19 protein-coding genes and 1 pseudogene are annotated in these 20,007 nt (G+C 40.1%); 15 read left to right on the top strand and 5 right to left on the bottom strand.

Annotated features, from left to right (window positions below):
- Positions 1 to 5 precede the first annotated feature (5 nt).
- Complete coding sequence (locus tag A0J48_RS12915; RefSeq protein WP_200323631.1) at positions 6 to 746, bottom strand: dienelactone hydrolase family protein; 741 nt, start codon at positions 744 to 746, stop codon at positions 6 to 8.
- A gap of 223 nt (positions 747 to 969) precedes the next feature.
- On the opposite strand from A0J48_RS12915, the gene A0J48_RS12920 reads away from it, so the two are divergent.
- From A0J48_RS12920 to A0J48_RS12945, 6 genes are read left to right on the top strand one after another with little or no spacing between them, the layout of a single operon-like run.
- Positions 970 to 1,848 carry a ParA family protein gene (locus A0J48_RS12920; RefSeq protein ID WP_200323633.1) on the top strand — a complete coding sequence of 293 codons (879 nt, stop codon included), beginning with the start codon at positions 970 to 972 and terminating at the stop codon, positions 1,846 to 1,848.
- Positions 1,838 to 2,521 (top strand): hypothetical protein, encoded by a 684-nt coding sequence (locus A0J48_RS12925; protein ID WP_200323635.1) that lies wholly within the window; start codon positions 1,838 to 1,840, stop codon positions 2,519 to 2,521. The genes A0J48_RS12920 and A0J48_RS12925 overlap by 11 nt, the downstream gene beginning before the upstream one ends.
- A 6-nt stretch (positions 2,522 to 2,527) precedes the next feature.
- A complete protein-coding gene (locus A0J48_RS12930) occupies positions 2,528 to 2,887 on the top strand; it encodes a type II toxin-antitoxin system RelE/ParE family toxin (protein WP_234300896.1) in 360 nt (119 codons plus the stop codon).
- 10 nt (positions 2,888 to 2,897) lie between these two features.
- A complete protein-coding gene (locus A0J48_RS12935) occupies positions 2,898 to 3,227 on the top strand; it encodes a helix-turn-helix domain-containing protein (RefSeq protein WP_200323637.1) in 330 nt (109 codons plus the stop codon).
- Positions 3,228 to 3,236: 9 nt separating this feature from the next.
- A complete protein-coding gene (locus tag A0J48_RS12940) occupies positions 3,237 to 3,539 on the top strand; it encodes a type II toxin-antitoxin system HigB family toxin (RefSeq protein ID WP_200323638.1) in 303 nt (100 codons plus the stop codon).
- Positions 3,499 to 3,924 (top strand): helix-turn-helix domain-containing protein, encoded by a 426-nt coding sequence (locus A0J48_RS12945; RefSeq protein ID WP_200323639.1) that lies wholly within the window; start codon positions 3,499 to 3,501, stop codon positions 3,922 to 3,924. The genes A0J48_RS12940 and A0J48_RS12945 overlap by 41 nt, the downstream gene beginning before the upstream one ends.
- Positions 3,925 to 3,933: 9 nt before the next feature.
- On the opposite strand, the gene A0J48_RS12950 is transcribed toward A0J48_RS12945, so the two are convergent.
- Complete coding sequence (locus A0J48_RS12950; protein WP_200323640.1) at positions 3,934 to 4,131, bottom strand: hypothetical protein; 198 nt, start codon at positions 4,129 to 4,131, stop codon at positions 3,934 to 3,936.
- On the opposite strand from A0J48_RS12950, the gene A0J48_RS12955 reads away from it, so the two are divergent.
- The 6 genes and pseudogenes from A0J48_RS12955 to A0J48_RS27745 form a co-directional block, all read left to right on the top strand.
- Entirely contained in the window at positions 4,125 to 6,506 is a 2,382-nt protein-coding gene (locus tag A0J48_RS12955; protein ID WP_200323641.1) for a phosphoketolase family protein, read from the top strand. The two genes, A0J48_RS12950 and A0J48_RS12955, sit on opposite strands and share 7 nt — an antisense overlap.
- Positions 6,507 to 6,685: 179 nt before the next feature.
- Positions 6,686 to 6,991 carry a hypothetical protein gene (locus A0J48_RS12960; protein WP_200323642.1) on the top strand — a complete coding sequence of 102 codons (306 nt, stop codon included), beginning with the start codon at positions 6,686 to 6,688 and terminating at the stop codon, positions 6,989 to 6,991.
- Between the two features lie 481 nt (positions 6,992 to 7,472).
- The gene (gene gap / locus A0J48_RS12965) at positions 7,473 to 8,507 is read left to right on the top strand and encodes a type I glyceraldehyde-3-phosphate dehydrogenase (RefSeq protein ID WP_200323643.1); all 1,035 of its coding nucleotides are present in this window, start codon (positions 7,473 to 7,475) and stop codon (positions 8,505 to 8,507) included.
- Positions 8,508 to 8,647: 140 nt separating this feature from the next.
- Entirely contained in the window at positions 8,648 to 10,078 is a 1,431-nt protein-coding gene (gene pyk / locus A0J48_RS12970) for a pyruvate kinase (RefSeq protein ID WP_200323673.1), read from the top strand.
- A gap of 153 nt (positions 10,079 to 10,231) precedes the next feature.
- Positions 10,232 to 11,236 carry a transaldolase gene (locus A0J48_RS12975; RefSeq protein ID WP_200323644.1) on the top strand — a complete coding sequence of 335 codons (1,005 nt, stop codon included), beginning with the start codon at positions 10,232 to 10,234 and terminating at the stop codon, positions 11,234 to 11,236.
- A 117-nt stretch (positions 11,237 to 11,353) separates the two neighbouring features.
- Positions 11,354 to 11,479: pseudogene (locus A0J48_RS27745) on the top strand (tetratricopeptide repeat protein); the annotation flags it as partial.
- Between the two features lie 24 nt (positions 11,480 to 11,503).
- Here A0J48_RS27745 and A0J48_RS12980 read toward each other — a convergent pair.
- Both A0J48_RS12980 and A0J48_RS12985 read right to left on the bottom strand, forming a co-directional pair.
- The gene (locus tag A0J48_RS12980) at positions 11,504 to 13,561 is read right to left on the bottom strand and encodes a thioredoxin domain-containing protein (RefSeq protein ID WP_200323646.1); all 2,058 of its coding nucleotides are present in this window, start codon (positions 13,559 to 13,561) and stop codon (positions 11,504 to 11,506) included.
- Positions 13,562 to 13,705: 144 nt separating this feature from the next.
- Entirely contained in the window at positions 13,706 to 13,861 is a 156-nt protein-coding gene (locus A0J48_RS12985) for a hypothetical protein (RefSeq protein WP_200323648.1), read from the bottom strand.
- 448 nt (positions 13,862 to 14,309) lie between these two features.
- On the opposite strand from A0J48_RS12985, the gene clpP reads away from it, so the two are divergent.
- The gene (gene clpP, locus A0J48_RS12990; protein WP_200323650.1) at positions 14,310 to 14,915 is read left to right on the top strand and encodes an ATP-dependent Clp endopeptidase proteolytic subunit ClpP; all 606 of its coding nucleotides are present in this window, start codon (positions 14,310 to 14,312) and stop codon (positions 14,913 to 14,915) included.
- A 169-nt stretch (positions 14,916 to 15,084) separates the two neighbouring features.
- On the opposite strand, the gene A0J48_RS12995 is transcribed toward clpP, so the two are convergent.
- Positions 15,085 to 15,927 carry a hypothetical protein gene (locus A0J48_RS12995; protein ID WP_234300898.1) on the bottom strand — a complete coding sequence of 281 codons (843 nt, stop codon included), beginning with the start codon at positions 15,925 to 15,927 and terminating at the stop codon, positions 15,085 to 15,087.
- 861 nt (positions 15,928 to 16,788) lie between these two features.
- On the opposite strand from A0J48_RS12995, the gene A0J48_RS13000 reads away from it, so the two are divergent.
- A complete protein-coding gene (locus A0J48_RS13000) occupies positions 16,789 to 19,143 on the top strand; it encodes a ribonuclease R family protein (RefSeq protein ID WP_200323651.1) in 2,355 nt (784 codons plus the stop codon).
- Positions 19,144 to 19,311: 168 nt separating this feature from the next.
- On the top strand, positions 19,312 to 19,932 hold the full coding sequence (locus A0J48_RS13005; protein WP_200323652.1) for a flavin prenyltransferase UbiX: 621 nt from the start codon (positions 19,312 to 19,314) through the stop codon (positions 19,930 to 19,932).
- Positions 19,933 to 20,007: the final 75 nt, after the last annotated feature.

The raw sequence follows: 20,007 nt of genomic DNA on the forward strand, positions 1-20,007 counted from the left end.
AAGAATTACCTTTTAAACTTCCTTTCCAAAAAAGCGATAATTTCCCACCATGCAGAAGTAGCAGCAGCAGCATCATAACGATATCCATCATCCCTCATGAAAGTATGTTCCGCTTCATAACAGAAATATTGATGAGGTATTTTTGCAGCTTCTAAACCCTTAATAATAGTATGTCTATCCTGTTCAGGAATATGTGGATCTTGAGTGCCAAAAACTAACAACATTTCCCCTTTAATTTCTGCAAACCTGTGAATAGTATCCGCCACACCTCTACCTAATTTTCCGCTAGGAATACCCGTAGGATAACAAGAAACACAAGCTTTAATCTCACTTTCAAAAGCAGCCCGAAAAGCTAAATGTCCACCAATACAAAAACCCAAAGTTCCGATTTTTTCATCTATAACTGAATTGTCATTTTTGAGAAAATCAATTACAGCACGAGTATCAGCATCATATTCTGAAATTAACGTCCGTCGTGCATCATCATTCCCGCGCATTCTCCCCAAATCGTTAGGTTCAATAACAGAACCTATCGGTTCAATACGGTGAAAAATTTCCGGTGCTGCGACAACATAACCAAACCCAGCTAAATAATTAACTAAGCGAATTATGGCATCACCTAATTGATAAATATCACTGTAAAAAACAATTCCTGGATATTTACCCTCTGGTTTAGGAGAAGCGACATAAACCCGCATTAAACTATCATCAACTCTTAATTCGATATTGCGTTTAACGATTTGCATTTTTCGTTTTTTGGTAATGTGTTAATTTGTAATTCTTCAGGTTTTATAATAATCAGTAAATTTTCCCAAATGCTCAATTTTTTAAAGAAGTCGAATTTCCTAGTTTGACACTCATTTTGTATCTTTTTGTATCTTTAACTAAGACTATGTGCTATCATATACAATAAAAGATGTGTCGTAAGATTCAAAATGTCCATTCTAAACCCACTTGTAAATTTAAACTATGTCAGCTAAAGTTGTTAGTCTAATTAATCTCAAAGGTGGAGTCGCTAAAACAACTACTACCGTTCAATTAGCTGAGTGTCTGGCTAGTCAATTTAGTAAAAATGTATTGGTAATAGACCTTGATCCTCAAACTAATGCTACTATTGCTCTGATTGGTGAAGATAAATGGGATGAATTGCATAGAAAAAAACAAACTGTATTTCAAATGTTTAAAGATAAATTAGATGACACATCTGATTTTCAAGTTCAACAAGCAATTCAAAAAGGTGTTTCCAATTTAAGACTAAAGACATTAAGTTTATTACCTTCAAGTATTCAATTAATTGATATTCAGGATAATCTCAAGGATATTTCAGAGAAAACGGAAGGGACTATAGCTACGGTTGAAGTATTGAAACATTTCATCAAGCCTTATTTGAATAATTATGATTATGTTTTGATAGATTGCCCACCAAATTTGGGAAATATTACTAAAAATGGCATTGAAATTAGTGATTATTTTTTAATTCCAACAATTCCGGATAAACTATCAATATATGGCGTACCTCAAATTATTAAAAGTATTCATACGTTTGCAGGGAAACGGCATCTTAAGATTAAATGCTTAGGTCTTGTAATTACTAAATATCAACAAGGATCTACTAGGCATAATGAGGTGAAAGATTATGAATTACCTGCACGATTTAAAGAGAGCTTTACGAAGTTAAATCTAGATCCAGCACCCAATTTCAAAACGATGATACCACAAGCTAATAAGATTGCAGAAGCTATGGACGTTGAAACGGAACAAGCCACTTTTAAACAAAAGTATGGTCATGGTAATTTGAATAAATATGTAATTGACATGACTAAGGAGTTTATTCAATATGCTGGATAATAATGTTCAAGATGAAAAATTTACTGATGACAATAGTAAGAAATCACTATCATCAGAAGATAATGGTGTTCAGGATTCATGCAAGATAAATTCAGATGACAATAATGAACAATTTAAGGAATTACCATCATCAGAAAATAATAATTCTCAGGATTTATCTAAAACTAATTTGAGTGTAAATAATGAAAAAATTAACCCAGATCAGGAAAAGATAGAAAATGATGTAAACTGTGATGTTACCTTATCTCATGTTTTTGACTTAATCACAGAATTACAAAAATCTCTAACTGCACAAATTAAAGATGTTCAAGAACAAATTAAAGATATTCAAGACAAGCAAGAAGGAATAATTAAAAAAATTAATGAATTAAGCAATGATGTTAAAAAGCCATTACCAAATATTCAGCAAAAAACAGTATATACAAAATCAATAAGTAACAAGTATGAACCTCCTATTATTCCAGTTGCATACTTGCAAGAGCATGGAAAAGATGAGCTACATAAAAAGTTAGAAATAATGACGGATGATGAACTTAAACAAATGAACAAACTGTTTTTAAAGAAAACAAAAAAAGAATTAGATAAAATAGACCGTGACCAAATGATTCAAAACTTAATAAAATATGCTGAAATAGAATTGAACCGGGGGAGTAAATTTTTAGAAGATAGATAATATAAGATGATGAATGATACACCTAAAACAGTTATCTGGGTAAATTCTGCCAAAGAAGAACTTTTAGAATTTCCTGAAGATGTAATTGATGAAATTGGGTATATTCTCTATAGAGTGCAAACTAATCAAACTCATACCAAAATAAAACCCTTAAAAGGTTTTAATGGAGTATTTGAAATTCGCAGCAATTATCAAACCGACACTTACCGCACTGTTTATGCTATAAAAATAGATGCTGCTGTGTATGTTCTTCACGCTTTCAAGAAAAAATCACTCCATGCTATCACAACACCTAAACAAACTATCGAGTTAATTCAGCAGCGATTACAGACAGCAATACAAAATTCACAAATAAGAGAATCATAAAATAAAGATTATGTTTGATTCTACAATCAGTTCTGGCAACATATTTCAAGATTTAGGATTTGCTAATGCAGAAGAAAAACTAGCCAAAGTTAAATTAGCTTCTGTCATAGCTGATATTTTAGAACAACAACAAATCACACCGCAACAAGCGGCACAAATTTTAGGCTTAGAACTTGAAAAAGTAAATGATTTAAGTAACGGTATTCTCAAAGATTTTACAATTGAGAATCTATTAACTTACTTAATAAAATTAGGACAAAATATAGAAATAATGGTAACAAACCAACAAGCAGAAAAATCTCAACCTAAAATTAATGTTGTTTATCAAAAAATTGCATGATTTATAGTAATGCACATTATTAGTAAAAAAAGACTAAAAGAATTTTGGGAGCAGCATCCAAAAGCTGAACCAAATCTACAGACATGGTATAGAATTGTTAGTAAAGCCAAATGGGAAAATTTCGTTGAATTACGCCAAGTCTTACCATCTGCTGATTTAGTTGGTAACTTTACCGTTTTTAATATTAGTGGTAACAATTACCGACTAATTGCTTTAGTAGACTATCAATATCAAGAAGTGTATATTCGCCATATCCTTACCCATGCAGAATATGACAAACAGAATTGGAAACAAGACCCTTGGTACACCTAAAACCTACCTAGAATTGATTACCGCTTTTCCTCCTCGAAAAATTACATCAGAGGAAGAACTAGCTACCACTCAAAATATCATTGATTCCTTATTAGATCAAGAAACCTTAACGCCTGATGAACGAGATTATCTGCATTTATTAGGATTAGTAGTAGCTGAATATGAAGATACAAATTATCCTGTACCTAATATTTATGGAGTAGAATTATTAAAAGTATTACTAGAAGAATTAAATTTACAAACCCAAGATTTAATGCCCATTTTTGAAGAAGAAACTGTTTTATCTAAAGTTTTCAGTGGTAAACAACAAATGACAATAAACCACATAGAAAAACTAGCTAAATTCTTTCATGTTTCCCCTACGGTCTTTTTAAAAGATGTTTAACTAGGAAAATCACAAAAATTCATCAGTTTCTAAAAATGCTACAAAACTCTTAACTCCTCCCTTTGCGCCTTTACGTCTTTGCGTGAGATAAAAAAAATCTGTAACATCCCACCGAAAAAATGAATCACAGGTAAGATGACACAGAGTCAGCAAACCAATACACTGACTCCATTCGTGCAAATACCTTTTTGGAGTTTCCAATGACATTAGCCAGCACTCCACAAATAAAGCCATTATCAGACACAGAATTACAAAAAATTAACGCATATTGGCGTGCAGCCAACTATCTCTCAGTCGGACAAATATACCTCCTCGACAACCCCCTACTGAGAGAACCACTCAAACAAGACCACGTAAAACCAAGACTTTTAGGACATTGGGGAACAACACCAGGACTGAACTTTATCTACGTCCACCTCAACCGCATCATTAAAAAATACGACCTCAGCACCATTTACATCGCAGGGCCAGGACACGGTGGACCCGGACTTGTCGCCAACACCTACCTAGAAGGAACATATAGCGAATATTACCCCAACATCTCCCAAGATGCAGAGGGGATGCAAAAACTGTTTAAACAGTTCTCCTTCCCTGGTGGTATTCCCAGCCACGTTGCACCAGAAACACCCGGTTCTATTCACGAAGGGGGAGAACTCGGTTATGCTTTAGTTCACGCCTACGGTGCTGCTTTCGACAACCCAGACCTGTTAGTTGCGGCTGTTGTCGGTGATGGGGAAGCAGAAACCGGCGCACTAGCTACCAGTTGGCATTCTAACAAATTCCTCAACCCTGTTACTGATGGTGCAGTTCTGCCAATTCTGCATTTGAATGGGTATAAAATTGCTAATCCTACAGTTTTAGCACGGTTGCCCCATGATGAACTAGAAAGCCTATTTATCGGCTATGGCTATAAACCCTACTTTGTCGAAGGTCATGACCCTGCGGATGTTCACCAACAAATGGCAGCAACATTAGATACTATTATTGCGGAAATTCAAGGTATCCAAAGAGAAGCACGGATACATGGTTTCAAAGAACGACCGCAATGGCCAATGATTATATTACGCACTCCTAAAGGTTGGACTGGCCCCAAGGAAGTAGACGGGAAAAAAACAGAAGACTATTGGCGATCGCACCAAGTACCCTTTGGTGATATAGCTGGTAAACCAGAACACCTCAAACTCCTAGAAGACTGGATGAAGAGTTACAAACCCGAAGAACTCTTTGACCAAAACGGTACACTAATTCCCGAACTTGCAGAACTCGCACCCCAGGGACATCGACGCATGGGAGACAACCCCCACGCTAACGGTGGTATTTTGCTGCGTGATTTAATCATGCCAGACTTTTGCAACTATGCAGTAGAAGTACCCAAACCAGGTACAGTTAACGCAGAAGCTACCAAAGTGAGTGGAAAATTCCTGCGGGATATCATGAAACTCAACCTGGAAAGCCGCAACTTCCGAGTTTTTGGACCCGATGAAACTGCATCTAACCGCATCGATCCAGTCTTAGAAGTTACAAACCGCACTTGGGTGGCTGAAACTCTTCCAGAAGATGACCATTTATCTCCTAATGGTCGAGTCATGGAAATGCTAAGTGAAACCAACTGTCAAGGATGGTTAGAAGGATATTTGCTAACAGGAAGACATGGTTTCTTCTCCTGTTATGAAGCATTTATTCATATCATTGATTCAATGTTTAACCAACACGCCAAATGGTTAAAAACAACCCGTCATATTTCCTGGAGAAGACCAATTGCATCTTTAAATTATCTTCTCACTTCCCATGTTTGGCGACAAGATCATAACGGTTTTTCTCACCAAGACCCTGGTTTTCTTGATCATGTAATTAACAAAAAAGCCGAAATTATTCGTGTTTATTTGCCACCTGATGCTAATACTTTGCTATCTGTCACCGACCACTGTTTAAGAAGTCGTAATTATGTCAATGTCATTGTAGCTGGAAAACAACCGGCATTACAATATTTGGACATGGACGCAGCCATTAAACACTGTACCAAAGGTTTGAGTATTTGGGAATGGGCAAGTAGCGATCAAGATGGTGAACCAGATGTAGTCATGGCGTGTGCTGGTGATATTCCTACATTAGAAACCTTAGCTGCTGTAGATATTCTGCGTCAGCATTTCCCAGATTTAAAAGTGCGGGTTGTGAATGTAGTTAATTTAATGAAACTACAGCCACAAAGTGAACATCCCCACGGTTTAAGCAGCAAAGATTTTGATACTATTTTCACTACAGATAAACCGATTATCTTTGCTTTTCATGGTTATCCTTGGTTAATTCATCGTCTCACCTATCGCCATACTAACCACAAAAATCTTCATGTCCGTGGTTATAAGGAAGAAGGTACAACAACCACTCCTTTTGATATGGTGGTGATGAATGATTTAGATAGATTCCATTTGGTAATGGATGTAATTGACCGTGTACCGAAGTTGGGTTATAAAGCTGCTTATGTGAAGCAAAAGTTACAAGATACTTTGATTGAACATAAGCATTACATTGAGAAACACGGTGAAGATATGCCGGAAATTCGAGATTGGAAATGGCCTTATTAAAATAGGAAGGTAGGGACGTTTGATGTCAGCGTCTCTACTTTTTTTGGAGGAAAGATTTAAACGCAGAGGAACGCGGAGGTAAACGCGGAGGTTCGCGGAGGTTTTTGTTATATAGCAGCCAGATTAGGACATTATTGAGCCTTGAAAACTAATAATAGCAAGGGTTTTACTCTTGCCTTTTGCCTACCTACACAAGTAAATTCAGAAACCAAACCGGATTCCTATACATTAATCAAAATGAATGGGATAGTTATTTAGAAGATGAAATTGAACTGGCAATAGCTGATGCAAGTGTAGAAGTTATGAATGGTATCTACAATGAATTTCAACTAGCAGAAATGGTAGATCAAAATCAGATAATTTCTACGGCTGGGAAATTTATAGAATTGACTTATGCTTATTCAGTAAAAGATTTATCAACAGGTATTAAAGAACTTCTCACCCAATTACCCGGTGGTGAAGATTGGAAATTAGGTAAAAAGTAATATAAATGCAAAATCCAAAATTCAAAAATTATCTAAGTATAACAGCGTAAATCTAGTTTCCTAGTCTGGTGAATTACAGAATCATCTGCGTTTATCTGCGTTTATCTGCGTTTAATTATTACCAAAAAAAACGGGTCAAAAGCCTCCCATTTAAAGGGAAAAACAAAAAACAAACTTATTCCTTGTTCAATCCTCTTGATTTATCAAGAGGTAATACTTTTGACTTTTGACTTTTGACTTTTGACTTTTGACTTGTGAAAGCTTGTACCTCACTTGAATGATAATTGCTATAAAAGTTCAAGCATTTTAAATCCTCTTTTGTACTACCTTTTGCCTTCTGCCTTCTGCCTCCAATAACCAAACCTTAAAATATGCCAGCTAAATTAGCTTTATGTCTTTTTTGACTGTAAGAATCAGCTAAGTCAGAGTAAAATTAACCCGGCCAATTATCTGAGGTTGAATCTCTACAGGAGGTTAAATTGTGGTGAAGTTAAAAGTTGGTATCAATGGATTTGGTCGTATCGGCCGTCTGGTACTGCGGGCGGGTATTACTAACCCTAATATCGAATTTGTAGGCATTAATGACCTAGTGCCACCTGATAATCTTGCTTATCTTTTAAAGTACGACTCTACACACGGTATGTTAAAAGGTAAGGTAGAAGCTAGAGAAGATGGCATGGTGATTGATGGTCATTTTATCCCTTGTGTGTCGGTAAGAAATCCGGCGGAATTGCCTTGGGGTAAATTAGGTGTAGATTATGTTGTGGAATCTACAGGACTTTTCACTGACTATGCAGGGGCGGAAAATCATCTCAAAGCAGGTGCAAAGCGAGTTGTAATTTCTGCACCAACTAAAGACCCTGAAAAGGTAAAAACAATGGTGATGGGTGTCAATCACCAGTTTTTTGACCCAGCAAAGGATTTAATTGTTTCCAATGCTAGTTGTACTACAAATTGTTTAGCCCCTATTGCTAAAGTCATTAATGATAACTTTGGCTTGGCTGAAGGGTTGATGACTACAGTTCACGCCATGACAGCCACCCAACCCACGGTAGATGGCCCCAGTAAAAAAGACTGGCGTGGTGGACGTGGTGCAGCACAAAACATTATTCCCTCTTCCACAGGTGCAGCTAAAGCTGTGGCTTTGGTGTTACCAGAGTTGAAGGGTAAATTGACTGGGATGGCTTTTAGAGTTCCTACTCCTGATGTCTCTGTAGTTGACTTAACTTTCAAAACTACTAAAGCTACAAGTTACAAAGAAATCTGCGCGGCAATGAAACAAGCTGCTGAAGGCGCTTTGGCTGGTGTTTTGGGTTACACCGATGAGGAAGTGGTATCTACTGACTTTCAAGGTGATACCCACTCTAGCATTTTTGACGCAGGTGCAGGAATTGAATTGAACTCTAATTTCTTTAAAGTGGTCTCTTGGTATGACAACGAATGGGGTTATTCCAACCGTGTTGTTGACTTGATGTTGTCAATGGCACAGAAGGAAAAATTGATAATTGACAATTGATAATTGATAATGGGTAATTTTTAATTGTCAATTCTGGATCGTCAATTAATTATTATCCATTGTCAATTGTCCATTTTCCATTATCCCCAGTATGGGCTTAACGGGGTGCGCTACTGTACCGTTACTCCCTACTTTTTATGATGCGTCGAACCAAAATTATCTGTACTGTTGGCCCTGCTACTTCTGCACCGGAAAAGCTGCAAGCTTTGGTAGAAGCGGGAATGAATGTAGCACGGTTGAATTTTTCCCATGGGGCTTATGAAGTCCACGCCCAAACTTTTCACCATTTGCGGCGCATTAGTAACGAGTTACAAAGACCAGTAGCTATTCTGCAAGATTTGTGTGGTCCCAAGATTCGTTTAGGGAAGCTACCACCAGAAGGGTTGATGTTAGAACAGGGTAGTGAAGTTACTTTTCTCTTGCAGGACAAGGGTGAAAGTATTGATGAATTACCTTTACCACTACCCACTTTGTTCGCCATGATCCGCCCTGGTGAACCTATTTTAATTAATGATGGTCGGGTGAAGTTAACTGTAACTAGTCGTGATGCTGATAAAATTCGCGCCCATGTTGATATTGGGGGGTTGGTTTCTACTCACAAGGGTGTGAATTTACCTGCTACTCCTTTACCTTTGAGTTCTATCACGGAAAAGGATTTGCTGGATTTGCGGTTTGGCATCCAGTTGGGTGTAGACTGGGTGGCAGTTTCTTTTGTGCGATCGCCCCAAGATTTAGAACCTGCACAACGGATGATTGAAGCTGCTGGTGCAAAAATTCGCCTGATTGCGAAAATTGAACGCCCGGAAGCTGTGGCACAGTTAGATGACATCCTGAAAGTTGCTGATGCCATTATGATTGCCCGGGGTGATTTGGGGGTAGAAATGCCTATTCACCAAGTGCCTCTCATTCAAAAAGATATTACTCGTCGCTGTAATCTAGCTGGTAAGCCGGTAATTACTGCTACCCAAATGTTAGAGTCGATGATTAGCGCCCCTGACCCTACCCGCGCTGAAGCTACTGATGTTGCGAATTCTATCTTGGATGGTACGGATGCGGTGATGTTATCTGGAGAAACTGCGGTGGGTGAATATCCTATTGCGGCTGTTCAGACTATGCACAATATCGCTGTGCAAACCGAAAAGGTGTTGGAGGCGGGTGCTAGACACACCTGGAATAGTGAAGCGGGTTGTCTGAGTGTGACGGAATCTGTCGCCCAAGCGGTTTGTCGCATTGCTTATGAAACGGGCGCTAAAGCTATTCTTTGTAATACTACTTCCGGTAGTACCGCCAAACTAATTTCTAAATATCGTCCCCTGACTCCAATTATTACCCTCACCTCGGAGTGCATTGCTTATCGTCAGTTAGCTTTATCTTGGGGTGTGGAACCTTTGCTAATAAAACCTGTTCATCATGCAGAGGAGATGTTTACCAATGTGGTAGACACGGTTGTGGATAGGGGTTTTGTCAAAAAAGGTGACAAGGTGGTGATTACCTCTGGTGTCCCAGTTGGTCAATCAGGAACAACTAGTTTAATCAAAGTGCATTCAATTGGACAGCCAATCACAGCATGAGATATCTAAAATGGGGCTGAGGCGTAAGCCAATTCAGCAAAGTTAGGCAATCGTTAAGAAAAATTGCCAGAATCGGAATTGTGTGGAAGATGGAAGAGTTTAAATATTTGGGGATTGGTAAATCCTACACCAAAAAAATTCACGGAGTATGCTATGCCTAAGAATCTACTGGAACAGTTGCGGGAAGTAACCGTTGTGGTAGCAGATACTGGGGACATCCAAGCAATTGAAAAGTTTAAGCCCCAAGACGCTACTACCAATCCTTCACTGATTACTGCTGCGGCACAAATGCCGGAATATCAGGATATTGTTGACCAAACTTTAATTAAAGCGAAAAAAGATGCAGGTTCTAAAGCTACCCAAGCAGAGGTAGTTTCTTTGGCTTTTGACCGTTTGGCCGTATCCTTTGGGTTAAAGATTTTGCAAATTATCCCCGGTCGGGTGTCTACTGAAGTAGATGCACGGTTATCCTATGATACAGATGCAACTGTAGCAAAAGCACGAGATTTAATTGCTCAGTATAAGGCTGCTGGTATTTCTAAAGAGCGGGTTTTGATTAAAATTGCCGCTACTTGGGAAGGTATCAAGGCTGCGGAAATTTTGGAAAAAGAAGGTATTCACTGTAACTTAACTCTATTATTTGGTGTTCACCAAGCGATCGCTTGTGCTGAAGCTGGTATCACTCTCATTTCTCCTTTCGTTGGTCGCATTCTCGACTGGTACAAAAAAGATACCGGACGTGATAGCTATCCTGCTGCGGAAGACCCTGGTGTATTGTCTGTAACCAAGATTTATAACTACTACAAGAAGTTCGGTTATAAAACTGAAGTTATGGGCGCAAGCTTCCGTAACATCGGCGAAATTACTGAACTTGCTGGTTGTGATTTGTTGACTATTTCTCCTGGTTTGTTAACGGAATTGCAAAATACTGTTGCTGAATTACCCCGCAAACTTGATCCTGCAAAAACAGCAAGTTTATCAATTGAAAAAATCTCTGTTGATAAAGCCACCTTTGATAAGATGCACGCTGCTGACCGGATGGCATCTGATAAATTAGCAGAAGGTATTGATGGTTTCACTAAGGCTTTAATTACCTTGGAACAACTACTAGCAGAAAGATTAGCTCGTTTAGAGAGTGAAATGGTAGCTGCTGGTTAGGAATTTTAAATGTAGGGTGGGTGATGCTCACCCTATTTTGTCAGAATCAGGTGGTTATCGAGCGAAGTCGAGATAATGTCCAGGATTTGAGGATTTTCAGGAGTCTGAATCAGGCTACGATACACAAAAGCCGAACCTCTCTACATTCAAGCTTTAGAGATGTTTGAGAGGGTGTTAGCGGTTAACCATCCGAATACAGTCACAGTGAGAGAGAATTTGCGTCTGTTGCGACAACAGCAATAACCGCTATACCCTACACCCCACACCCTACACCCTATTCTGACTGCGCTGTACCTGTTCCAATAACTGTTCTACAGTTGCTGCTGCGGGAAGACATTTCAACCCTTGACACACTAAACCAATACTTCCTTCTGGTAAATCTGCTACAGCCGCAAACACCACACTGGGTAAATAATTTGGTGTTAATGATGTTATTTGCTCAGTGGTACTACGAATTAAAGTACAATTACGATACCAATCTAAAGCAGTAAATAAACTAGGACAAGCTTGGGGAGATTCACTCATTACACCTTTAAATGCTTTTAACCCTGATTCAGCTAAATCAAGATAATGCAAATCATCAGTCAGTAAAGCTAAACGAACTAAATTAGCGATCGCAATTCCATTAGCAGCAGGTGTGGCATTATCCGCAAAACTCCGCTCCCTGATAATTAAATCTTGACTAGCATCACTAGCCGTATTAAAGTAACCACTCAATTCTACACTCCACAGAAATTCGTTAAATTCATCTTGGAGAGAAACAGCTTTTTCTAACCAATAGGAATTTTCCACCGCAGCTTGGTGTAAATCTAGTAATGCTTTAATAAAAAATGCGTAATCTTCAGATTGAGCTAACACCGCAGTTTCACCTTGATAGTTCAGTCGGTGAAAACGTCCATCTACAAATTGATGATCTAAGATAAAATTTGCTGCTTGTGCTGCTAACTCCAGATAGCTTGGTTGTCCAAACACCACAGATGCCCTAGCCAAACCAGAAATCATCAAGCTATTCCAAGCTACAATCATCTTAGTATCAGTCACTGCTGGAATGCGACCAGGCCAATTAGTAGTTTTCGCTTCCTGATTATCTCGCGCTGGGGGAAAAGTTGCCAGTGCATCAGGTGTAGCACCATAACGAGCAACAAACAACTTACTCAAAGCAATTTCCAGTGTTTGACTCAGTTCACCTGGATGCAATCTTTGTAAAACATTCTTACCTTCAAAATTACCATTGGCAGTAACAGTAAACTGCTGTTGTAATTCTGTTAATTCTTGAGTTGTTAAAAGTTGTTGTAATTCCTGATAACTCCAGACATAAAAAGCACCTTCTTCTGGTTCAACATCTGCGGGGTTAATGAAGCTATCCGCATCCTGAGCAGCGTAAAAATAACCACTTGGTGCAATCATTTCCCGTTGTAACCATTTTACAGTTCCAGCCACTGCCTTTTCAAAAGCTGGTTCTTGAATTCCCGCATTCCACAAATCTGCTAAATACTCCACAATCTGACCATTATCGTAGAGCATCTTTTCAAAATGGGGGACAGTCCAAGTCGGATCAACAGTATAGCGGTGAAAACCACCACCAACATGATCATAAATTCCACCCAACGCTAAATCTAATCCTCGTTGAGTATAAACTTGCTCTCCATCATATCGAGATTGATAATTAAACCGACTTCCCCGCAAAACCAACTCACAATAGGGGATCATCGGAAAACTATTACCAACTTGCTTAGAAGTGATGATCCCCGTGGAAGTTTCCCAACCTGTTTGCAATAATTGACGATCTTCAATTTCCTGATTACCACCATTTTCCAACACCGCAGATGTCAGCAATGCTTCCAGAATTACCGCTTTACGCTGACGTAACTCCTCTTTTTCCGTATCGTAATAACGGCGTAAAGCTTGTAACACCTGCAAAAATCCCGGACGACCATAACGGGGATCAACTGGGAAATAAGTACCAGCGTAAAACGGGACTAAATCATCAGGAGAGAGAAAAGCATTGAGTGGCCAACCCCCTTGACCACTCATCATTTGCAAACTCTGCATATAAATACTATCTATATCTGGTCTTTCTTCCCGGTCTACCTTGATAGGGAGAAAATTAGCGTTCATATATTGAGCGATCGCTAAATCAGAAAACGCCTCCCCTTCCATCACCGTACACCAGTGACAGCTAGAGTAACCAATAGAAAGAAAAATCGGTTTATTTTGCGCCCTTGCAGTTTCCAGTGCTTCGTCACACCAAGGCCACCAATCAATGGGATTTTCGGCGTGTTTGCGGAGATACAGGCTCTTTGCTTCAGCAAGGCGATTAGTCATAATCAAAAGTTAGTTCTCTTTCCTGACCAGTCTAGCCTGTTTGCAATTAAGAGTTAACAGCTAACAGTCAGAAAGAAAACTATATTTTTTACGTCGCTTCACATGACTTTCAACTCTGTCACCTATCACCTGTCACCTGCTATTTTACTTAAACAAGTGAAAAGTTGAACCCAGAACTGGCGTAGGCATTTCTGATATAGGTGATACAGACTTAGCAGGAATTTGATTACTAGCATTTAGTCCTGCAATCAGATGGAGTAAAAAGGTTATTAAAGCAGCTTGCATAAGTCTTTCCAGCATAGCACTTCTCTCTTGATGAATAGGATTTCAAGTAGAACTGGTTATTCTAAATACACCTCATAGTCCCGATTTACCGGATTGGCAAAATATGTCCGGATAATTAACCAGAAAAAAGTTAAAAAATGTGAAAAAAGTTACTAATACCTGAAAAAGATTTTAACTAAACCGTTGTTGCCAAATCTAGGCAAGTCAAGTTATTCGTGAATAATTGGGGCGCTGTGTAAAAGAGAGATCATAAACTTAATCAAGTGTTGATTAACCTTATATTTCACCTTCTTTTCACATCACCATAGTTACTTAGACTCCTATCAGCCTCAAAAAGTGCCAGTGAAAAAAATTTTAGATTTTAGAATTTAGATTTTAGAATTTAGGGCGCTTGGCGTAGCCATTTCTGACAGTAGCAACTGACGTTAGATAGAATAAATGACAAATAGCTACAAACACGCTAATGATTCCTATCGTTATTGAACAATCGGGTCGAGGCGAACGCGCCTTTGATATCTACTCACGGCTGTTACGTGAGCGCATTATCTTTTTGGGACAACAGGTAGATAGCAGTTTAGCTAACTTGATTGTTGCCCAATTACTGTTTTTAGATGCTGAAGACCCGGAGAAAGACATATATATGTACATCAACTCTCCTGGTGGTTCAGTGACGGCGGGGATGGGCATTTTTGATACCATGAAGAACATCCGCCCCGATGTCTGTACTATTTGTACTGGACTAGCAGCAAGTATGGGTGCTTTCCTTCTCAGTGCTGGAACCAAGGGTAAAAGAATGAGCTTACCCCATTCACGCATTATGATTCACCAACCGCTAGGCGGCGCTCAAGGACAAGCAACGGATATTGAAATTCAGGCACGGGAAATTTTATACCACAAGCGCAAGCTGAATGAGTATTTAGCTGAACATACAGGTCAGCCACTTGACCGTATTGCTGAAGATACAGAACGTGACTTCTTCATGTCTCCAGAAGAAGCACAAGAATACGGCTTGATTGACCAAGTTATTGACCGTCACTCCGCAGGTAGCCGTCCTATGGCTGTAGTGTAGGGGTGTAGGGTGTAGGGTGTAGGGTGTAGGGTGTGGGGGAGCAGAGGAAAAATTACTTCTTTCTTCTTCCTGATAGCGCAGCTTGGCCTTAGCCATACTTCTATTCCCCATTCCCTATTCCCTATTCCCTCTTAACTGTCACCTGTCACCTGTCACCTGTCACCTTCTTTTAAAATCCAGCTATAGGGTCTGGTTGGGATTTGAGGTAATTGAGAAAATCTAGTAACTCTTCTTCACTAAGTAAAGAACGCCCTAACTTACCATAGGTTTTTTTGAGATGTTCTCTACCCTGTTCTTTTGTCCAGCCTAAACGTTCTATCTGCACATCGGTTTGGGCAATCACATCAGATAAATTTACCGGTTCACTTTTCTTCTTTCTTTTAGCTACACCTGACTGTAAGCCAATGTCTTCTGGAGGAGAATAACTGCGTGGAGTAAATGGTGTGACGTTACTGGCAGAAATTTCTGGTAACGGTTGCGGTTCAGGTTCTGGACTGGATAAAATTTCCAGGCTTGGTGCTGATGCATTATTTGGTTCTTCTCTGGTATGAGTTACAGAAAAACTTTGACTTAAGTCCGGGTTATAGATATCCTGTGTTGTGTTGCTGTTATTTCCAATGATAGGGAGTGGTGATTTTTCCCTGTGATTGGGCAGTGACCATTGACTGCTAACAACATCACTGGATGTAGAGACAGACTCATTTAAGACATTTGGGGTATTTGTGGAGGGATTTTCTTGAGCCGCAGAAACGCCTTTTGGAAGCGAAGCTACTGTTCCTTGGGTACTGCCGCTACTAATGATTCCCAAAACCATGAGCGCCCGATTTCTGGCTTGGTCTTCAGCAACTTCTATCGTTTCTGCTGCTGACATACCAGTGGCGCGGGTGATACCTTCAATTTGGACGCTGACTCGGACGATATATTTGCCCTGAAAAATCTGTACTAATTCAGAAATAATACTGCCGTTAGGATACAAGCTCTGGAATTGAGCCAACATAATATTGCCACCCATCTTCATCTGTTTAACTTTTGTTTAATTTTTGTTTAATTTTATTTTTATAGAGGACTCTTATTTGATTTTTGATAGCTTGCGTGGCGTAGCCATACAACCTCAGAATCCAAAATTAAGAACTCCTGTCATCTGTTACCTGTCACCTGCTATTCTTAATAGGGCTTCCAGGTACTTTTTGCGGTATGATAGTATGTCACGATTGTAGCAGTAGCCGCTGGTTGCATAAATTTTTGGCTACTGTTGGCAAAATCACTAACTCTGGGTGTTCTTCCATTCGATGCTATACTAATTACCCAATTCGATATCTAGAAGTATTTTCTGGAAGTACGCTCTAAATCTACAATAATAAAGATAAGGTTCGCCCTCATTGCTTGTTAAGCTGCTTACCTGATTGTTACCGATTCTACAAATGGGAAAATTAGGTTAATCGGCAGTTTCTGCTAGTTAAAACTCAGATTATCATGGTAGTACCTGCTGAAATCTAGACAATCAAACACCTGTTCCTTGGCTTGTGTAGAGGCTTGTGGGTGAGATAGAGGATTCTTTAAATCAAACCTCTCAACAACCCATTGCGTAATTACCAGGTGGAAATCGAGTATCAGGAGTGCTTTTCTCGATTGGTTAGGTGCAGAAAGTTTAATCCAGGTGAAGTCTGAGAGTGTCGTGCAGTGAGAAGTCCGAGCAGTGAGAAGTCCCAACAGAGAGTTACTCTGATATGAACTTCGGCAACCTTGCCTTCTCTACGAGATGCTACGCAAACGGGTAATTCGTTGGCAACAAGTGTCTGTAGGCTGTGAGGATATACAGGGAAGAACCAGATTACAAGAAAAATGATGTTTTGACCAAAGGTCGGTTCACTGCATGGAATTTTCAATCGCTACACTCCTTGCCAATTTTACTGATGATAAATTGGTAGCTCGTAAGGTTTTGGAAAAGAAACTGGGTTGTGAGGATGAAGACAGTTTAGAAAAACTTCACATTGCTTTGGAGGTGCTGGAAAAAATTGGACTGTTAGTCAAAGAACGTGGTAAGTATCGTCGTGTATCAGAAGAGGGGCTGATAGAAGCTAAACTCCGCTGTTCTAGTAAGGGGTTTTGCTTTGCAATTCAAGATACAGAAGGATCTGAAGATATTTATATCCGGGAAAGTCATCTGAGTAATGCCTGGAATGGCGATCGCGTTTTGGTGAGAGTGCTAAAAGAAGGTAGTCGTCGCCGCTCTCCTGAAGGTGAGGTGAAGTTGATTCTGGAGCGTTCTAATCACACTTTGCTGGCACGGATCAAGCAAGTAGAAGGGGGTTTCCGTGCTGTACCTTTGGATGATCGTCTGCTGTTTGAATTGAAACTGCTCACTAATGGCATCAAACTAGAGGAAGCTATTGACCACCTGGCTCATGTCGAAGTCCTACGTTACCCTCTGGCTCAGTATCCACCTTTGGGGCGAGTGGTACAAATTCTAGGTAGTGATGCAGAAGCAGCCGCTGATATAGACTTAGTAACTTGCAAACACGATTTATCACGTAATTTTTCAGAAAACGTATTGGATGCAGCAGCTAGGTTGCCGAAAAAGTTACTGAAAGCAGATTTAAAAGACCGCGTAGATTTACGGAATTTGTTTACCCTGATAATTGAAGGGTTAAACGGCGATGATCGGGTGATAGAAAATGCTTTTAGCTTGGAGAAAAACCCTAGTGGCCCTTGGCGGTTGATTGTTCATGTCACGGATTTATCTCATTATATTCAAGCAGATGAGATATTAGACAGAGAAGCACTCAAGCGGGGTAGGTCAGTGTATCTCGGAGACTTAATTTTGCCGATGTTACCTGATGCGGTAGGAGAACGTTGTTCCTTAATACCAGGTAGCGATCGCCTCTGTTTATCCTTTGTGATCACAATTGATCCCCAATCGGGAGAAGTGCTGGAATGGGAAATACAACCCAGTGTCATGAATGTAGACACCGCAGTCAGCAAAGAACAAGCACAAGCAGTTATCAGCGGTGAATCCACAAAAGTATCTGCCCAAAGTATCGAGATATTAAATGACTTGGCCACCTTGGCTAAAGCAGCTAAACAAGCTCGGCTGTCTCGTGGTAGCTTGCAATTGAATTTACCACCCAGCCAAAATCCTTACCATGATGAGGGGATCATGGGGGCTGTGGTACTGAATGACTCACCCGTGCGATCGCTATTCACAGAGTATGTGCTGTTGGTCAATGAACTGATGGCAGATCACCTCAGCGCCTTGGGAGTTCCCGCTATTTGGCGAGTCCAAGGAACACCAGATCCTGAAGATGTTCAAGAAATGCTGAAGTTAGCCATTAATTTAGGTGTAGAGTTGACACTCGATCCAGAGTTGGAAATTCAACCTCTAGATTATCAACACTTAACTAGAGCTTTTACTGAATCACCATCAGAGCAAGTCCTCACTTACTTATTACAAGATACTCTCAAGCCATCTGTATACAGCACTGCCAGAAGTACACACTTTGGTTTAGCTCTACCACAGTATCTACACTTTAGCTCTCCCTTGCGGCGTTATCCCGATTTACTGATGCAAAGAGTGTATCATGCTTTACTGGAATACGGGCGCGATCGCCGCAACACCCGTGTGAAAGAGCGTGTGAACCTGCGCCATTCCTCTTCTCATCTGGAAATTAACTGGAACGTCCTCCCTCCAGAACTGCAACAAGAACTGCAAAGTGATTTAACCAGGGTGCTGGTTCAGATTAATGACAGAGAAAAAGAAGTCCAAGAAGCTGAAGCCGATTTAGCCGGATTACAAAAAGCTCAATTGATGAAACAGCGGATTGGTCAAGTCTTTCCCGGTGTAATTACTGGAGTTCAATCCTACGGCTTCTTTGTCGAAATCGAAGTCCCAGCCACAGAGTTAGAAATCGGCTCTAAACTGAGTACACCTTTACGGGTAGAAGGACTAGTTCACGTCAGTTCTCTCAAAGATGACTGGTACGAATACCGGGCTAGACAACAAGCACTGTTTGGCCGCAAAAATCGTGCCTCCTATCGACTGGGCGATCGCGTCTCCGTACAAGTCAAAAGCGTAGATTACTATCGCCAGCAAATAGATTTAGTTACAGTTGGTGCCGATGGTATAGCTAAAGGCTTGGGAGTGGGAATAGGCAATCAAGATACATCAGATACCTATTTACCAGATCAGATAGATGCGCTGGACTTGGATTTATACGACGAAGATGAATAGATTTCTTGCTTAAGGAAGGCAGGAGGCAGAAGGCAGGAGGCAGGAGGCAGGAGGTAAAAATTCCTCCTCTATCCCATGCCCAATGCCCAATGCCCAATGCCCAATGCCTAATGCCTAATGCCTAATGCCTAATGCCTCAATTAATTTGATCAGTTTCCCAATAATTGCGTGTCAACTAATACAAGACCACTAATATTAGGCATATCAGGTGCATCTGGCCTGATTTACGCCGTTCGCGCTCTCAAATTTCTGCTGGAAGCCGAGTACAACATTGAACTTGTGGCTTCAAAATCAACTTATATGGTCTGGCAAGCGGAGCAAGATATCCGGATGCCAGCAGATATTGAAGCACAAGAGCGATTTTGGCGAGAACAAGCGGGAGTTAACTTATCTGGGAAACTACGCTGTCATTCTTGGAGTGATGTGGGTGCTGGTATTGCTAGTGGTTCTTTCAAAACTCTGGGGATGATCATCATGCCATGCAGCATGAGTACGGTAGCAAAACTCGCAGTAGGTTTAAGTTCAGACTTACTAGAAAGGGCGGCCGATGTGCAAATGAAAGAAGGACGTAAGCTAGTTATTGTCCCCAGGGAAACACCTTTTAGCCTGATTCACCTGCGGAACTTAACAACCCTAGCAGAAGCAGGAGTTAGAGTTGTTCCCGCTATTCCCGCTTGGTATCACAACCCCAAAACTATAGAAGATTTAGTTGATTTTGTAGTTGCCCGTGCTTTAGATCAATTAGATATTGATTGTATCCCTATTCAACGTTGGGAAGGTCATCGTTAAAGGGTGTAGGGTGTAGGGTGTGGGGTGTAGGAGAAAAAAACTGTTTTGTCTTCTAGCTGTTCCCTGTTCCCTGTT

It is taken from the genome of Sphaerospermopsis aphanizomenoides BCCUSP55 (assembly GCF_001586785.1).
GTDB classification, from domain to species: domain Bacteria; phylum Cyanobacteriota; class Cyanobacteriia; order Cyanobacteriales; family Nostocaceae; genus Sphaerospermopsis_A; species Sphaerospermopsis_A aphanizomenoides_A.

Bases quoted from the DNA above. Each gene is read 5' to 3' on its own strand.
- A0J48_RS12915 (WP_200323631.1), bottom strand. From the start codon at position 746: ATGCAAATCGTTAAACGCAATATCGAATTAAGAGTTGATGATAGTTTA.
- A0J48_RS12920 (WP_200323633.1), top strand. From the start codon at position 970: ATGTCAGCTAAAGTTGTTAGTCTAATTAATCTCAAAGGTGGAGTCGCT.
- A0J48_RS12925 (WP_200323635.1), top strand. From the start codon at position 1,838: ATGCTGGATAATAATGTTCAAGATGAAAAATTTACTGATGACAATAGT.
- A0J48_RS12930 (WP_234300896.1), top strand. From the start codon at position 2,528: ATGATGAATGATACACCTAAAACAGTTATCTGGGTAAATTCTGCCAAA.
- A0J48_RS12935 (WP_200323637.1), top strand. From the start codon at position 2,898: ATGTTTGATTCTACAATCAGTTCTGGCAACATATTTCAAGATTTAGGA.
- A0J48_RS12940 (WP_200323638.1), top strand. From the start codon at position 3,237: ATGCACATTATTAGTAAAAAAAGACTAAAAGAATTTTGGGAGCAGCAT.
- A0J48_RS12945 (WP_200323639.1), top strand. From the start codon at position 3,499: ATGACAAACAGAATTGGAAACAAGACCCTTGGTACACCTAAAACCTAC.
- A0J48_RS12955 (WP_200323641.1), top strand. From the start codon at position 4,125: ATGACATTAGCCAGCACTCCACAAATAAAGCCATTATCAGACACAGAA.
- A0J48_RS12950 (WP_200323640.1), bottom strand. From the start codon at position 4,131: ATGTCATTGGAAACTCCAAAAAGGTATTTGCACGAATGGAGTCAGTGT.
- pyk (WP_200323673.1), top strand. From the start codon at position 8,648: ATGCGTCGAACCAAAATTATCTGTACTGTTGGCCCTGCTACTTCTGCA.
- A0J48_RS12975 (WP_200323644.1), top strand. From the start codon at position 10,232: ATGCCTAAGAATCTACTGGAACAGTTGCGGGAAGTAACCGTTGTGGTA.
- A0J48_RS12980 (WP_200323646.1), bottom strand. From the start codon at position 13,561: ATGACTAATCGCCTTGCTGAAGCAAAGAGCCTGTATCTCCGCAAACAC.
- A0J48_RS12985 (WP_200323648.1), bottom strand. From the start codon at position 13,861: ATGCTGGAAAGACTTATGCAAGCTGCTTTAATAACCTTTTTACTCCAT.
- clpP (WP_200323650.1), top strand. From the start codon at position 14,310: ATGATTCCTATCGTTATTGAACAATCGGGTCGAGGCGAACGCGCCTTT.
- A0J48_RS12995 (WP_234300898.1), bottom strand. From the start codon at position 15,927: ATGGGTGGCAATATTATGTTGGCTCAATTCCAGAGCTTGTATCCTAAC.
- A0J48_RS13000 (WP_200323651.1), top strand. From the start codon at position 16,789: ATGGAATTTTCAATCGCTACACTCCTTGCCAATTTTACTGATGATAAA.